Below are 14,922 nucleotides of genomic sequence, written 5' to 3'. Positions count from 1 at the left end.
GTGTGAAATGTCTCTGCAGAAGCGAAGCGTTCGCCTTTGTGAGCAGAAGAACATTTCACATGACTGCCATACGTGTGTATTAGTAGTTCATTCAACATAGAAGGGTAGGTCATATTCGCGTGCAATCCTCATTAAAGCGTAATTATATTTTGGCCGGCCTTCTGCTATCGACCTTTCTCGCAGCCATTGAAGGTACGGTAATCGGACCCGCAGGACCAAGAATCGTAGGTGATCTTGGCGGCGCCCAGCTGCTCAGCTGGGTATTCACGGCTTATCTGCTCACGATGTCAGTAACAACGCCGATCTTCGGCAAGATCAGTGACCTGTTCGGACGGAAGCTGGTATTCGTAGTCGGCTCGATTCTGTTTCTGGGAGGATCCCTCATGTGCGGGTTCGCCATGAGTATGGAGCAGCTGATCATTTTCCGGGCGATTCAAGGGATTGGAGCGGGAGGACTCATTCCGGTTACCTTCACTATCATCGGAGATATTTATTCCATGGAGGAACGTTCCAAGGTGCAGGGTTATCTGAGCTCCGTATGGGGAATTTCCTCTCTGGTTGGACCTCTGCTGGGCGGGTATGTGGTGGATTACTTGAATTGGAGATGGGTGTTCGGCTTTAATATTCCGTTTGGTCTCCTCTCGCTTGTATTTATTATCAAGTATTTGAAGGAGAATATAGAGAAGAAGAAGGTGAAGATCGACTATCCGGGTGCAGTGACCTTTACGATCGGGGTTGCGGCCCTGTTGTTCGGGCTTGCGGCTGGAGGACAGTATCTTGACTGGAATTCTCCGGAACTTCTCGTTATCTTTGCGATTGCAGTTATCGCCTTGGTGTTGTTCTTCATTGTAGAAAAGAAAGCCGAGGAGCCGCTTGTTCCCTTGAGGCTGTTCCGATACAAAGACATTGCCTTCTCCAATATCGCGAGTCTGCTGACCAGTGCTCTGCTGATCGGGCTTACCTCCTATTTTCCATTATGGGTTCAGGGTGTACTGGGCAAAAGCGCCACCGAATCGGGGCTGCTGCTTGCCCCCATGTCCTTCTCCTGGCTCATCGGATCGGTGATCGGAGGCCGCTGGATCGTCAAACATGGTTCACGTCTGACCTCATTCATTGGACTTTTATTCGTATTGATTGGAGCAAGTGGGCTCGCCTTGGCTACGGATAAGACTCCCGAGTATCTGCTTATGGTATGGAATGCTCTGTACGGACTTGGCTTCGGCTTCTCCTTCACCGTGTTCACGATCATTGCCCAATCCTCTGTAGGCTTCAACCTGAGAGGGGCATCCACGGCGCTGAACTCCTTCGTGAAGTCACTTGGTCAGACGATCGGGGTTGCTGTGTTCGGCGTATTGATTAACCAGCATATCTCAAGTGCGGCTGATGCAAGCCGCAAGCAGGGAACCGCTGTATCCCAGGACGATATCAATAAACTGTTATCCCCAGAGAAAATAGCAGAGCTGCCGAAGGAGCTTTGGAACACCCTTCGTCATTTCCTGGAAGGCGGTCTCCATCTGCAATTCATCATTATGGCTGTAATTGCCCTGTTTGGAGCGTTAAGTGTGCTTGGACTGCGGAGCAGACCGCCAGGGACGGACGAGCCGGCCCATAAGCCATCGAGGACCAGACAGGATGCCTAAGACGCATCAATTGGGAAACAGGATAATATCGAAGTATAAAAAAGGGTAACCCTCCACACCTTAACAGTAAGGGGAGGTGTGATAAATGAACGAATCGTTCAACTTGGACCAGAATATGCTGGTCAATGCCTGGCAGCAGCAGCTGCCTGAATTCCTGAATTCAGGAGATAGCGCACAGGTGCTTGCTGACGGGAAAGATCCTCAGAGTCTGCGGGTTCATATTAATGCAGCCGGGCATCAGTTCTACTCTTTTGACTTCCAGTGTACTTATCTGGATCCTCGCGAGATTAAAGTGAGCCTTGTGGATGTGGAAAGATCCGGGGATCACGTGGATGAGCGTAGAGAGGTCATTCAGGATCTTGTCGCCGACTATTCCCGTCACCTGCATGAATGTGCACAAGCCCTGCACCGTATCACGAATCAGTCCTGATTCAGGCACAGAGAAGAGCAGCCTTCCGTTTGGGAGGCTGCTCTTCTTTTGCATGGCCGGACAAGCAGAACGGCTCAGCTGCTCTCGCCCCCTGCGACTTTTCGGGTTATTTTGCGTACTTTTTAATATCAAGTGATGGACAAGACGTTATACGATCAATAAATCAATTTAGTAGGGGGGAGTGGGCGGCTTGAAGGTACCAGATGAAAGCGTGATTCAAGTACATATTGAAGAAGCAGGTTATGAAGCCGGTCAGCCGAGGATCCGGGATGTAGATATCGATGTGCGTGCAGGAAGGCTGACGGGCTTGATTGGACCGAACGGGGCTGGCAAAAGCACGACCATCAAGACCATTCTCGATCTGCTGCCGCATGCCAAGGCGGACATCAAATTCGGCGGGGCGTCAGGAAGCTACGCCTATGTCCCGGAACAGCCCGTCTACTACGATACGCTGACGCTGTGGGAGCACCTGGGTCTGGCTGCAGCTGTCTATGGAATGGATGAGGTGGATTTTGAACGAGAAGCCTCTCATTTGCTGGAGAAGTTCCGTATGAACGAGGTCCGCGATCATCTGCCGGGGAGCTTCTCCAAAGGGATGCAGCAGAAGATGATGCTCATGATTGGATTCCTGATCCGCCCGGATGTATATATCGTGGACGAGCCGTTTATCGGTCTGGACCCGAGAGCGACCAAGGACTTCCTTGGGCTGCTGGAAGAAGAGCGGCGAAGAGGAGCAGGCGTGCTGATGTCTACGCACGTGCTGGATACGGCGGAGCGAATATGTGATGACTTTATCCTGATCTCGAATGGGCATGTGGCAGCAAGTGGAACTTTGGAGGCTATACGCGAAGCAAGCGGACTGCCGGGAGCTTCCTTATTTGATTGTTTTGACAAATTAACTTAGTCCTGTCCTGTTCTTATAGTGTCTGAATTAACAGAAGAAGGAGGAATCTGATATGTCGCTGGACAGCAGCAGGCGCCTGTTTATACGCAGATGGATAGATCATGTTCGCAAGCAGTATGGCGTGATTCGTTCCGTTGTCGATATTACTGTCGCCCTATATATGGTTATCCCGGGGATTTTGCTGCTTGTGCGCTTATATTATGATCTGCTCGCCAGTCCTCCGGAATGGATCTCTCGCCTTCCCTTTGCCGTAATTCCGCTGGTGCTTATGCTGGCGCTGCGCCAAAGCGGTGGAGTTATTCTGTACCGGGAAGCCGCAGATGTGCTCTTCCTCAAGCAGCAAGAGCGCTGGCAGAGCTCTATTTTGCGACTGGGCTGGTTCTTCAGTCTGCTTTTTCAAATTATAGTCACAGCGATTCTGGTACTTATGCTGACTCCTCTGCTTCATCAAGTCTTCAAGGTTAACCTGACTGGAATTATACTTCTATTCAGTATTACTGCTGCATACAAATTGGCTCTGATGATAACGGAACATCACATTCAGGTTCTGATGTCCGGTTGGCTCCGATATGTGGTGAAGTATTCAGCTTTCTTCCTGCTCACAGGCCTATATATCCTGCCAGCTTCATTCCTCACCGCATCGCCATCCGGTACCCTTGCTGCTGGACTGGGATTCACTGCCTTAATTGCCGTGCTGACTATCGTCCGGTTCCGCTTGCGGGGTACCTTTCTAGCAGATGTCCGCGAAGATGAGAGACAGAAGACCCGGCTGACTGCCGCGCTGCTCTCTGGAGCCGTAGATAAACCTCGTGAGCAGAAGCCAAGACCCTGGATATTTCGGAGCTCGAACCGGCTGTTCCGTATACGAGAAGCGCCCGAGCGGATTGCTGAGTCTGCAGTCAAGGCGTTCTACCGCAGCCGCGTAAATATCAAATTATATCTCCAGTTCACGTTAATCGGGATGGCTGCATGTTATCTACCTCCTTTTCCCATTAATGTTCTGGTCTATGTGGCACTAATTATGATGCTGTCCTACTGGATGAATGGGTATCGTAAATACTTTCTCACCTCGCCGTTCATGAATATGCTGCCTTTGGCTGAATCCGACGCTTATCTGCTGTCGTCTCCGGCAATGAGACTGCTCATGCTTCCAAGTATCCTGCTTTTAAGCTTAAGCATGGGCATTAGAATAATGCACGTCTGGTGGGCTGTACCTGTCTTTCTGATCGCGGGATTCGGATTGAACTGGTGGGCAAGTTCTGCGTTATGGAAAGTGTTCGGGAGCGGCCGTATGGGCCGGAGAACCATGGAAGGATAGGGAAGGGAAAATTTTCGTCTATAAAGTGAGATTTAAGCTTAACAGTGAGACTGTTTATTTACAGGGGAACTACCCTAACAGGAGCTGATGTGAAATGGAATACCTTGTACGTCCAATGATGGCAGCGGATATCAGGCAGGTTCAACGTGTAGCGAGAACGAGCTGGAATGAAGTCTATGAAGGCATTATTCCGTACGAGATTCAGGATCGATTCTTGAATTCAGCCTATAGCGAAGAGATGCTGCATAGACGCTTAGAGCATTCCTTCCTGTACGTTGCTGAGCATCAAGATCGGATTATTGGCTTCGCCAATTTCTCACCCTTAAGTGGGGAGGGGACAGTGGAACTCACGGCGATTTATCTAGAGCCTGAAGTCCAAGGCCAAGGGATAGGTTCAGCTCTGCTGCAGGAAGGACTTAGTCATTCGCCAAGCGCGAAAGAGGTCTATGTCAATGTTGAAAGGGATAACGAGGTCGGACGGAAGTTTTATGAAGCTAAGGGGTTTATGGAAGTTACCGAGTTTGAGGATGAATTTGACGGCCATATGCTGAGGACACTCCGGATGGTACTTAAGCTTTGAGCTTAGCCCTACAAGGAACGTTTCCCGCCAAAAAATGCTTAACAGGCCACCCCGGAATTATTCGTGGGTGGCCTGTTTGGGTTCGCCGTCCACCAGGGGGTGGATTAGCGGCGATGACGAGTGCTATCCCCGGCGTGAGAACCCGCTGTATAGCCTGTGGTGAAGGCGGCAGTGATATTATATCCGCCGGTGTAGCCATGGATATCGAGTACCTCACCGCAGAAGAAGAGACCGGGCATCAGCTTGGACTCCATCGTCTTCGGATCAATCTCCTTGAGGTGAACGCCTCCTCCGGTAACAAAGGCTTCCTCAAAAGGCCGAGTTCCCGTTGCCTTGACCGGGAAAGCTTTGAGCACGGAGATGAAAGAGCTCCATGGCTCCTTCGGCAGATGCTCGTACGTAGTGTCGCCAGGAAGTCCGGCCTGGCTGAAGAGCAGTGGCAGCAGGCGCTCCGGTATCGTGCCTTTGAACACGTTCTTGAGCGCCTTTTTCGGCTCAGCGGCTGCCAGGCGGCGAAGCTCCTGTTCAAGTGAGCCGGCCGAGTGATCCGGGAACAGATCGATCTGGAGCAGGGCGTCCTGCACCTTGTGCTTGTTCTTCACCTGCCTTATGAACTGGCTGCAGCGAAGCGCGATCGGACCCGACAGACCGAAGTGGGTGAAGATCATGTCTCCACGGTGCGAAATGACCGCTTTGCCTTTCGGATTCATTACAGACAGCTCTACGTCTCTAAGGGACAAGCCTTGGAGCTCACGGCTCACGATGAAGGGTTCCTTAGAGACGATAGGCACTTCGGTAGGGTAGAGCTCCGTAATGGTGTGCCCTGCGGCCTTGGCCCAGGGATAACCATCTCCTGTAGAGCCGGTGTGTGGAACCGATCTCCCTCCTGTAGCTACAATAACAGCTGACGATGATATTTTTTTGCCGGATTCCAGCAGAACGCCCTGTACGCCTTCCGGACTGTAGAGAATTTCCTTCACAGGTTCATGGGTGAGCAGCTTGACTCCGAGCGAGAAGGCTTTGCCAACAAGGGCATCGACTACCGTCTTGGCTTTGTCGGATACCGGGAACATCCTTCCGTTGTCCTCTTCTTTCAGAGCAATGCCGAGATCTTCAAAGAACTGAATAATGTCGCGGTTATTGAAATGAGCAAAGGCGCTGTAGAGAAATCGTCCGTTGCCCGGAATGAACCGGATCAGCTCATCGACCTCCTTGGCATTGGTCACATTACAGCGTCCCCCGCCCGAAATGCCCAGCTTGCGCCCCAGCTTGTCCCCTTTGTCCAGGAGAACTACCGAGGCTCCCTGCTTGGCCGCTGCAATGGAAGCCATGAGCCCCGATGGGCCGCCCCCAATTACAATTACTTCATATTGATTCATGATGTCGTCCTTTCGCTAAACCTTGTTGTTTTAAGTATATCCTATAAGAATGCTCCCGCAATAAAAATCAGGACTGTGTTCATAAATAATGCCTATAAAACACAAACCTCCGCAGTGCTAATAGGTTATTGTAAAATATTGTCGGCTGTGATTTAATCGATTACAGAACATACTCCGCAAAAGGAGGAAGAACGTGGTTGCAGTTAAGGAAGTATTGCTTCAATTACTCATTGCGTGTTCGCCAGCCTTTCTTTTTCCCCTTGTCTTCGAGAGGCGCAGTCTGCACCCTGTTCAGAGCAGCAGGCTGGAGAGAACATCATATTATAATACGCTCTTGGTGTCCTGCCTGATCAGTATTCTTATTTGTTCATTGTTCTCGTCTGATTTATTCGGAATCATTCCTCTTAATTATTTTCTGCCATCCTTACTTGTGGGCATGCTTTATGGCAGAAGGCGTGATGCCGTAATACTGGCCCTGGTAGAACTGGTTATTTACGTCATTATGAAGCCTTCTTTTAACTCATCCGGATTTCTTCTGGATACAGGTCTTTGTCTGTATCCTGTGGTACTTATGGTGGCAGGCCGATTCAAGCGAAGCGGAAGGCATGCGAAGTATGTCACTCTTTCCTTTTTTCTTCTTGTAGGTCAGTATATGTCGACGGCATTATCTTTTCTGAGCTTGCCCATGTCTTACAGGATGGATCTGACAATTATCATTTTTGGAATCATAAATATAGCGGTTGCGGTTCTGATAGGAGGCCTTCTGCTCTTCGTGATCGAAAGTACGCTCGACAAGGAGAAGCTGCAAATGCAGGTCACCCTTTTATCCAGACGATATTTCCGCGAAGCAGAGAAGCTGCAGCAGATGATGGATGCGGCTCCGTTGTCGATCCTTCTTCTGGATCAGGAGGGACGCATCGTATCCCTTAACAGCACATTCCTGACCTACTACCGAATGGAGCATCCCGAAGCCATTAAGGAAGATTTGATAGGGAGCAAGCTCATGGAGGCTGTTCAGGATTTTGACTTCGAAATTTTGGGTCACCGGGTGGATACGACGCTTCTGAACAGAGAGAATACCAGTGAGCTCATTCAGATAAAGGGAAGGACTTTCTTTGCAAGCACCTCGCCGATCAAGCGCGGGCACACGGAAGAGACCGTGGGCGCCGTAGTGATTATTCAAGAGATCACAGAACTGGAAGCGCTTAGAACAGAGCTGTTCAATGCGGATCGGCTTAGTCTTGTCGGACAGATGGCGGCAGGAATTACCCATGAAATCCGGAATCCTATGGCGGTAGTCAGGGGATTCCTGCAGCTAATGAAGGAGAAGAGCCCCACGTCTCTGGATCATTACTATCGCATTGTAATGGACGAGCTGGACCGTGCCAACAGTATTATTAGTGACTTTCTCTCCCTGGCACAAAGCCGCAGTGTGAACAAGGAGGAGTGCCACCTGCATGATATTATTCATGAATTAAGTCCGCTGCTCTGGGCAGATGCGAATCTCCGGGGGCAGAGCATAGAGCTGAAGCTGGCGGAGAATCTACCCCGGCTGAAGCTGAATACGAAGGAGATTAAGCAGGTTATTCTGAACCTGTCCCGGAATGCGATGGAAGCGATGGAGGAGAAAGGCCAGCTGACGCTGGAGACACACACTACCCCCGAAGGGGTGGAGCTTCTGGTCACGGATACGGGCCCGGGGATTTCTCCTGCCAAGCAGGAGAAGATGTTTCAGCCTTTTTTCACAACTAAAACTCAGGGCACGGGTCTTGGCCTAGCCCTCTGTCTTAGCATAATTGAGCGTCATAATGGCAAAATTTCTGTCGAGTCCGAAGAGGGGCGAGGTACTACTTTCTCCGTACTGTTCCGGCGTTCCGGAGGATATACGGCCGAGGTTGGCTAAAGACTCCAGAATTTGCTTTCCTGATTTGGCGTTGTATAATAAACTTATCTTTGCAATTACAATGCTATAAGAGATTAGTAAGTTAAGGAGTGAAAGATCATGTCCATGTCTTTTGACCAATATATGAGAGATATGGTTCAACCCATGAGGGATGAACTGACTCGTCTCGGAATTCAAGAGCTTCGTACACCGGAAGAGGTGGAAGCAAGCTTTCCAGCCTTGAAGGGTACTTCACTAGTAGTCATTAACTCGGTATGCGGATGTGCTGCCGGACAATGCCGTCCAGGAGTAGCTCAGGCGCTTCAGAATGACCTGACACCGGATCACTTGTTCACCGTGTTCGCCGGCCAAGATAAGGAAGCAACAACCAAGGCGCGTGAGTACTTCGCCCCTTATCCGCCATCTTCTCCTTCCATCGCGCTGCTTAAGGATGGGGAGCTCGTTCACTTTATTGAACGTCACCAAATCGAAGATCGTTCTGCAGAAGAAATCGCGGCTGATTTGACCAGCGCGTTCGACCGTTTCTGCCGGTAATAGCTACAGAATGCGCCCTGCAGATCGGTGAACCGATGCTGCGGGGCGTTTGGTTTACGCGGAAGTGGGTTAGTTTACATAGTGAAGGAATAGCTCGTTAAAGCCAATAGAGAGGTGATCCTATGAGTTTGCAGCAGGAAATTATTGAACGTTTGGGTGTTAAACCCACCATTGATGTTGATCAGGAGATCCGCAGACGTGTAGATTTTCTTAAAGAGTATGTGAAGAACTCCGGGACAACAGGACTGCTTATTGCCATCAGCGGAGGGATTGATAGTGCAGTGGCCGCTGGTCTTTGTAAGCAGGCAACGGATGAGCTTACTGAGGAGCTTGGTAAGGAATATATCACGCTGGGGGTATATCAGCCTTACGGAACTCAGGAGGACATCGCACACAGTTACGCGGTTTCCGAGGCATTCGGATTGACCAAGACGGTAGAGACGAATATTGAGGAAGCTGTGAATGAAATTTCGCTTGAAGTCGAGCATGGTCTTAAAAATATCGGCATTTCCCGGCATATCAGTTATCAGGGGAAAGGAAATGTCAAAGCCCGGACCCGTATGGTGGTTCAGTATGCAATCGCTTTTGAACTTAACCTGCTGGTGGTAGGTACTGACCATGCTTCCGAAGCCTTGACCGGCTTCTACACCAAATGGGGAGATGGCGCGGTGGATATTACTCCACTCAGCTCACTCAACAAGCGTCAGATCAGACAGGTTGCTGCCAAGCTTGGCGTGCCGCAAAGTATCTTGGACAAGGCGCCAACAGCCGGCCTTTGGGAAGGCCAGACTGATGAGAAGGAACTCGGCGTGAGCTATGACGATAACAGCGATTACCTTGAAGGCAAGGAGATCAATGAAGAGGCGCGTGAGCGTCTGGAGAAATTCTACCGGAGAACGGAACATAAACGCAGTCCAATCCCGGGTATCTAAGGTTCGCCGAAGCCAGCGGGAGAAGTGTTATTCCGGAGCTATTCGAGCGTATACCGAATTCTTTAACGCAAAACCAGGGCCGCCCCTATTGGGACGGCCCTATTTGTTATGAGTAAGATTCCCGGGAATGATTCCGATTGCGGAGTACATCCGAAATGAACGATTCACTGGCATTGATCGCATCCTTCAGCTGACGGCTGGCTCCTTGAGAGGGATGGATTGTGTTAAAAGTATGATTGCTGCCCTGAATCTGAATCCAGGGGATATGGGGATTCGCCTCTACAAGCCGGCGTGACCCTTCTAAAAGATGATCCTCGGTGCCCTGAACGAGAGCAACCGCGAAATCGGCAAAAGCAATGCGTCTTTGAATATCAAGATTCGTTATGCCATTCCAGGATAATACTCCTGTTAAAGTGCGCGGATGGTCGAATCCGTAGATTAGACATACGCCGGCACCGCGGCTGTGTCCGATCAGAAAGAGGGGCAGTGAGGCAAGCTGCGGATCCTGACGAAGATAGGAGATAAGAACGTCCAGGTCACGAAGCTCCAGATCATGGGTGTCCGCAGCGAACTTCTCCATTTCCGTAAATTCCTGCTGATGATCTCCGATCCCGTTATCTGAGAAATTGAATGTAATGACTTCATGATGGCGGCTGAGCTGGTCAGCTGTATAGGGGAACATGGCAAAGTCCTTGGATCCTTTGAAACCATGAGCTAGAATAATTAAGCTTTGCGGCTCTGAATCCCTGGAAGGATAACGTGTACACCTGAGTATGTCTGTATGGTCCAGCGGGATATTGAAATCTATGGGCATCAAGCTCACATCCTTATCTGGGGTATGAATTCATTCATAGGTGTATAATCAATTCCATTATATCACAGGCGATGGAAGGACTCGCATGACAGCCTTGTAGTTGGTACAATGGAACATACACAAGGAAGAGAAGGAAGGGTGTACATTGATCCATGGCATCGGGCATGATGTGGTCGAGATTGAACGAATTAAGAGACTGACGGGCAGCATGCACGGGGAGCGGTTTGTGAATCGTGTCCTGACTGCTGAGGAACGGGGGCTGGCTGTAGGACACAGCAGGGCTGCTGAATTTACGGCAGGCCGCTTCGCGGCCAAGGAAGCCGTAAGCAAGGCTTTTGGATGCGGGATTGGAGCTGTCTTAGGCTTTCAGGATATTGAGATTATTCCGGATGCGTCCGGCAAGCCCTGGGCGAAGCTCACAAGAGAGGCTTGGGAACGACTTGCTATTGCAGACCCCGAAATCTATTCCATTCATGTGAGCATTACACACGAGCGGCAGCTTGCCTCGGCGTTTGTCATCGTAGAGCGTGCATAAATTTATATATACGAGTTTATAGGAGACAAGGAGATAGAATGCAGCAGGATAACCAACAATTTTTTAGTACAGAGCTTCTGGACTGGTATGGACATGCCAAAAGAGACCTGCCCTGGCGCAGACACAGGGACCCCTATTTCATATGGGTATCCGAGATTATGCTGCAGCAGACCCGGGTAGATACGGTCATTCCGTATTTTCACCGCTTTATTGAGAAATTCCCTACCATTGAAGCCCTCGCACAGGCACCGGAAGATGAGGTGCTTAAATGCTGGGAAGGACTCGGATACTACTCACGTGCACGGAATCTTCAGGCGGCAGCGAAGCAGGTCACTGAGCTCCACGGAGGAGCCATTCCGGACGATCTGAACGCCGTGTCGGCTCTCAAGGGAGTCGGGCCCTATACCCGCGGCTCAATTATGAGCATTGCGTTCAACCGGCCTGTCCCGGCGGTGGATGGGAATGTGATGCGGGTACTGTCGCGGTTTTTCCTGATAGAAGAGGACATCGTGAAGGTCAGCACACGCAAATCCATGGAGGTACTGGCGGAGGCGCTCATTCCTGAAGGCCGGGCATCTGACTTCAATCAGGCCCTCATGGAGCTGGGCGCACTCGTCTGTACGCCCAAGTCGCCCCACTGCCTGACATGCCCGGTCATGCAGCACTGTCAAGGCCGGATCGCCGGCATGGAGACGCAGCTGCCGGTGAAGACCAAGGCCAAGAAGCCGCGGCCGGAGTACCGCCTGGCCGCGCTCATTGAAGGCAGCGGCGCCGAGGCGGGCCGCGTGCTGGTTCAGCAGCGGCCCCAGGCCGGCCTGCTGGCCCGCATGTGGGAGCTGCCGCACATTCTGGCGGCAGCAGAGAACCCGGCCGGCGGCGCCGGGCTGGCGGATGAGCCGGCCATGGACCGGCTCACACAGGCCCTGGCCGCCGAGGGCCATTACGCGCAGCCGCAGGGGCTCTATATGGAAGCTGAACATACGTTCAGCCACATTCACTGGAACCTGCGCGTGTACCGCTTCCGCCAGTCGCCGGAGCTCGGCGCTCTGGCGGCACTAGGCGCTGTAGCGGAGTCCAGCGCGGAATATGAGCTTGCGGCATCGGAGAAGGATGCCCCGCTGAAGACTCGCTGGATCAATCAAGCGGATATGGAGCAGCTTGCTTTTCCAAATGTATTTCTCAAGATTCTGAAGCAATACTTTGACGGTGGAATACCGCAATAATATACATTTCATATAATAAGAAACAGCCTTCAACACCGTTATGGCGGGTTGAAGGCTGTTTGTCGCGGGATTCAATTCTTTTCTAGATGGATTGAACTAAAGACTGCGTGAACGATTCTCTTGCCCTACAAGCATCGGTCTTAATTCAAACGTTCATTTCTTTAGTTCATTCATCTAGATCATACGATTCTCAACCGATTTCATCTTGTTCTGCTGGTCGGGGACGCGGCTCTGATCTTGAATTTCCTGATCATGCTCATGAGCCATTTCTCCATTAACACTGCGGGCAAAGCTTGTGAACTGGGCCTTCTGCTTGTCAGCTTCATGCTTAGACTTCAATAGTTCCTGCGGATCATTGGTAGTCATTTTTTCACAACCTCCTTTCAGAGTTGTTATTACTTTACCCATTTCCGCTGTTTCAAACCATTTAAAATCGGGTTAATTCGTGTGATTTTTTTCATATTTCTTTATTAAAGTGAAGTATTTAAGTGAACGGGATGCTAGAATGAGGGGAAGGTATGGATATTATTGGATTATACGCAATGATGATTATCACAACTACGTAAGAACTATGCCGATAGACCTGTATACCGTTCGGAAATCTATTAATTTTCAGGAAGGATGAGTCGAATTACTAGTTCGTTAAGAAGCTTGTTCAAAAAGGGATTATCGCTTTTCTAGGAGCACTGATCATGATATCTAGCTGCTTCTCTCTGCTTCATTACGACAATACCGCGATGGCCGCGACGGATACGATCTCGTTCAGCGGACCACAGTCCGATGTATTCGGATCCGATGGTATCGCCACAGACGGAGAAGGGGGTTCTACAGACATCTCCGGAAAAAACATACAAGTCTACGGCATCAATCCTGACGGAAGCCAGATGAGTATAGGAGGGATGTATTACTTTGATGGAAATATTCATAATTGGGATAACTACCTGCCGCTAATTACTTGGTATGACTTCACGGATAAACCGAATTATGGGCTAGCCGTAAAATCGGCAGATGGATCTAATTTTAAGCTTAGTTCGGTGAATTTTCTGGACTGGGGAAACTTTGACGGCGATATCTATGCCATTGAAGCATTTAAAGATGGAATATCGCAGGGAAGAGTCACCTTTCTGGGCAATGACTCCATGAACTATGTTGCTCTGGATCACACCTCCATACTAAATACGAACTTTGACAATATTGATGAGTTTCGGATATACAGAAGCATAGGCACGCCTGACTCCTACGTGGCCCTCAACGATATTGTCATCACTGATCCGGTAGCTCCTCTTAGTACCACAAAGGCGATCACGGCATTTGACTTCGGAGCCCTGAGTGTCACCGGAACGGTGGACGAAGCGGCGAAGACGGTTGCGTTGACCGTTCCGTATGGTACGGATGTAACAAGCCTTACGCCGACCATTACGCACACGGGCGTCAGCATCAGCCCGAACAGCGGCGTTGCGCAGGATTTCAGCAGCCCGGTGACTTATACGGTGAAAGCGGAGGACAATTCCACGCAGACGTATACGGTGACGGTAACGATAGCGCCGAACCCGGCTAAGGCGATCACGGCATTCGACTTCGGTACCCTGAATGTCACCGGAACGGTGAACGAAGCAGCGAAGACGGTTGCGGTAACGGTACCTTATGGTACGGATGTAACGAATCTTGTGCCGACGATTACACATACAGGCGTGAGCATCAGCCCTAACAGCGGAGCGGCACAGGATTTCAGCAGCCCGGTGGTCTATACGGTGAAGGCGGCAGACAATTCCACGCAGACGTACACGGTGACGGTAACGGTAGCGCCGAACCCTGCTAAGGCGATCATTGCATTTGACTTCGGAGCCCTGAGTGTCACCGGAACGGTGGACGAAGCGGCGAAGACGGTTGCGTTGACCGTTCCGTATGGTACGGATGTAACAAGCCTTACGCCGACCATTACGCACACGGGCGTCAGCATCAGCCCGAACAGCGGCGTTGCGCAGGATTTCAGCAGCCCGGTGACTTATACGGTGAAAGCGGAGGACAATTCCACGCAGACGTATACGGTGACGGTAACGATAGCGCCGAACCCGGCTAAGGCGATCACGGCATTCGACTTCGGTACCCTGAATGTCACCGGAACGGTGAACGAAGCAGCGAAGACGGTTGCGGTAACGGTACCTTATGGTACGGATGTAACGAATCTTGTGCCGACGATTACACATACAGGCGTGAGCATCAGCCCTAACAGCGGAGCGGCACAGGATTTCAGCAGCCCGGTGGTCTATACGGTGAAGGCGGCAGACAATTCCACGCAGACGTACACGGTGACGGTAACGGTAGCGCCGAACCCTGCTAAGGCGATCATTGCATTTGACTTCGGAGCCCTGAGTGTCACCGGAACGGTGGACGAAGCGGCGAAGACGGTTGCGTTGACCGTACCGTACGGCACGGATGTGACGAGCCTAGTACCGACCATTACGCACACGGGCGTGAGCATCAGCCCGAACAGCGGNCCACGCAGACGTACACGGTGACGGTAACGGTAGCGCCGAACCCGGCTAAGGCGATCACGGCATTCGACTTCGGAGCCCTGAACGTTACCGGAACGGTGGACGAAGTGGCGAAGACGGTTGCGTTGACCGTTCCGTATGGTACGGATGTAACAAGCCTTACGCCGACCATTACGCACACGGGTGCAAGCATCAGTCCGAACAGCGGGGAAGCACAGGATTTCAGCAGCCCGGT

The 14,922-nt window shown here is 51.0% G+C and carries 15 protein-coding genes; 12 read left to right on the top strand and 3 right to left on the bottom strand.

The features are described from left to right. Window positions 1–113 precede the first annotated feature (113 nt). The 5 genes from EJP77_RS09130 to EJP77_RS09110 all read left to right on the top strand — a co-directional run bounded on the left by EJP77_RS09130 (window position 114) and on the right by EJP77_RS09110 (window position 4,872). Window positions 114–1,640 carry an MDR family MFS transporter gene (locus EJP77_RS09130; protein ID WP_425464236.1) on the top strand — a complete coding sequence of 509 codons (1,527 nt, stop codon included), beginning with the start codon at window positions 114–116 and terminating at the stop codon, window positions 1,638–1,640. 85 nt (window positions 1,641–1,725) lie between these two features. Next, window positions 1,726–2,070, top strand: a complete 345-nt coding sequence (locus EJP77_RS09125; RefSeq protein ID WP_127198934.1) for a hypothetical protein — start codon at window positions 1,726–1,728, stop codon at window positions 2,068–2,070. Between the two features lie 190 nt (window positions 2,071–2,260). After that, the gene (locus EJP77_RS09120) at window positions 2,261–2,974 is read left to right on the top strand and encodes an ABC transporter ATP-binding protein (RefSeq protein WP_246021838.1); all 714 of its coding nucleotides are present in this window, start codon (window positions 2,261–2,263) and stop codon (window positions 2,972–2,974) included. A gap of 52 nt (window positions 2,975–3,026) precedes the next feature. Then, a complete protein-coding gene (locus EJP77_RS09115) occupies window positions 3,027–4,292 on the top strand; it encodes an ABC transporter permease (protein WP_127198932.1) in 1,266 nt (421 codons plus the stop codon). Window positions 4,293–4,386: 94 nt separating this feature from the next. Continuing rightward, window positions 4,387–4,872: a GNAT family N-acetyltransferase gene (locus EJP77_RS09110; RefSeq protein ID WP_127198931.1), complete on the top strand. Its 486-nt coding sequence runs from the start codon at window positions 4,387–4,389 to the stop codon at window positions 4,870–4,872. A 104-nt stretch (window positions 4,873–4,976) separates the two neighbouring features. Here EJP77_RS09110 and EJP77_RS09105 read toward each other — a convergent pair whose 3' ends face one another. Continuing rightward, window positions 4,977–6,251 carry a BaiN/RdsA family NAD(P)/FAD-dependent oxidoreductase gene (locus tag EJP77_RS09105; RefSeq protein WP_127198930.1) on the bottom strand — a complete coding sequence of 425 codons (1,275 nt, stop codon included), beginning with the start codon at window positions 6,249–6,251 and terminating at the stop codon, window positions 4,977–4,979. Between the two features lie 193 nt (window positions 6,252–6,444). Here EJP77_RS09105 and EJP77_RS09100 point away from each other — a divergent pair, with 193 nt between their 5' ends. From EJP77_RS09100 to nadE, 3 genes are all read left to right on the top strand, one after another. Continuing rightward, on the top strand, window positions 6,445–8,154 hold the full coding sequence (locus EJP77_RS09100) for a two-component system sensor histidine kinase NtrB (protein ID WP_127198929.1): 1,710 nt from the start codon (window positions 6,445–6,447) through the stop codon (window positions 8,152–8,154). Window positions 8,155–8,253: 99 nt separating this feature from the next. Continuing rightward, window positions 8,254–8,688: a BrxA/BrxB family bacilliredoxin gene (locus tag EJP77_RS09095; RefSeq protein ID WP_127198928.1), complete on the top strand. Its 435-nt coding sequence runs from the start codon at window positions 8,254–8,256 to the stop codon at window positions 8,686–8,688. Between the two features lie 122 nt (window positions 8,689–8,810). Further along, entirely contained in the window at window positions 8,811–9,620 is an 810-nt protein-coding gene (nadE, locus tag EJP77_RS09090) for an ammonia-dependent NAD(+) synthetase (RefSeq protein WP_127198927.1), read from the top strand. A gap of 106 nt (window positions 9,621–9,726) precedes the next feature. On the opposite strand, the gene EJP77_RS09085 is transcribed toward nadE, so the two are convergent. Next, on the bottom strand, window positions 9,727–10,434 hold the full coding sequence (locus EJP77_RS09085) for an alpha/beta hydrolase (protein ID WP_127198926.1): 708 nt from the start codon (window positions 10,432–10,434) through the stop codon (window positions 9,727–9,729). A 145-nt stretch (window positions 10,435–10,579) separates the two neighbouring features. Between EJP77_RS09085 and acpS the strand changes: the two genes are divergently transcribed. Beyond that, a complete protein-coding gene (acpS, locus tag EJP77_RS09080; RefSeq protein ID WP_127198925.1) occupies window positions 10,580–10,969 on the top strand; it encodes a holo-ACP synthase in 390 nt (129 codons plus the stop codon). A 38-nt stretch (window positions 10,970–11,007) separates the two neighbouring features. Beyond that, on the top strand, window positions 11,008–12,192 hold the full coding sequence (gene mutY / locus EJP77_RS09075; protein WP_127198924.1) for an A/G-specific adenine glycosylase: 1,185 nt from the start codon (window positions 11,008–11,010) through the stop codon (window positions 12,190–12,192). Window positions 12,193–12,366: 174 nt separating this feature from the next. Here mutY and EJP77_RS09070 read toward each other — a convergent pair whose 3' ends face one another. Then, window positions 12,367–12,558, bottom strand: a complete 192-nt coding sequence (locus EJP77_RS09070) for a hypothetical protein (RefSeq protein WP_246021836.1) — start codon at window positions 12,556–12,558, stop codon at window positions 12,367–12,369. A 326-nt stretch (window positions 12,559–12,884) separates the two neighbouring features. Between EJP77_RS09070 and EJP77_RS21080 the strand changes: the two genes are divergently transcribed. Beyond that, window positions 12,885–14,711: a DUF5018 domain-containing protein gene (locus EJP77_RS21080; protein ID WP_127198922.1), complete on the top strand. Its 1,827-nt coding sequence runs from the start codon at window positions 12,885–12,887 to the stop codon at window positions 14,709–14,711. Next, window positions 14,708–14,922, top strand: a 215-nt coding sequence (locus EJP77_RS09060) for a DUF5018 domain-containing protein (protein WP_221886009.1), incomplete at its 3' end; no start/stop codon positions are given. The genes EJP77_RS21080 and EJP77_RS09060, both read left to right, overlap by 4 nt.

Source organism: Paenibacillus zeisoli (genome assembly GCF_003994465.1).
GTDB classification, from domain to species: Bacteria; Bacillota; Bacilli; order Paenibacillales; family Paenibacillaceae; genus Fontibacillus; species Fontibacillus zeisoli.
The sequence above is the reverse complement of the archived record's forward strand: the minus strand, read 5'-3'. Positions and strand labels throughout refer to the sequence as shown.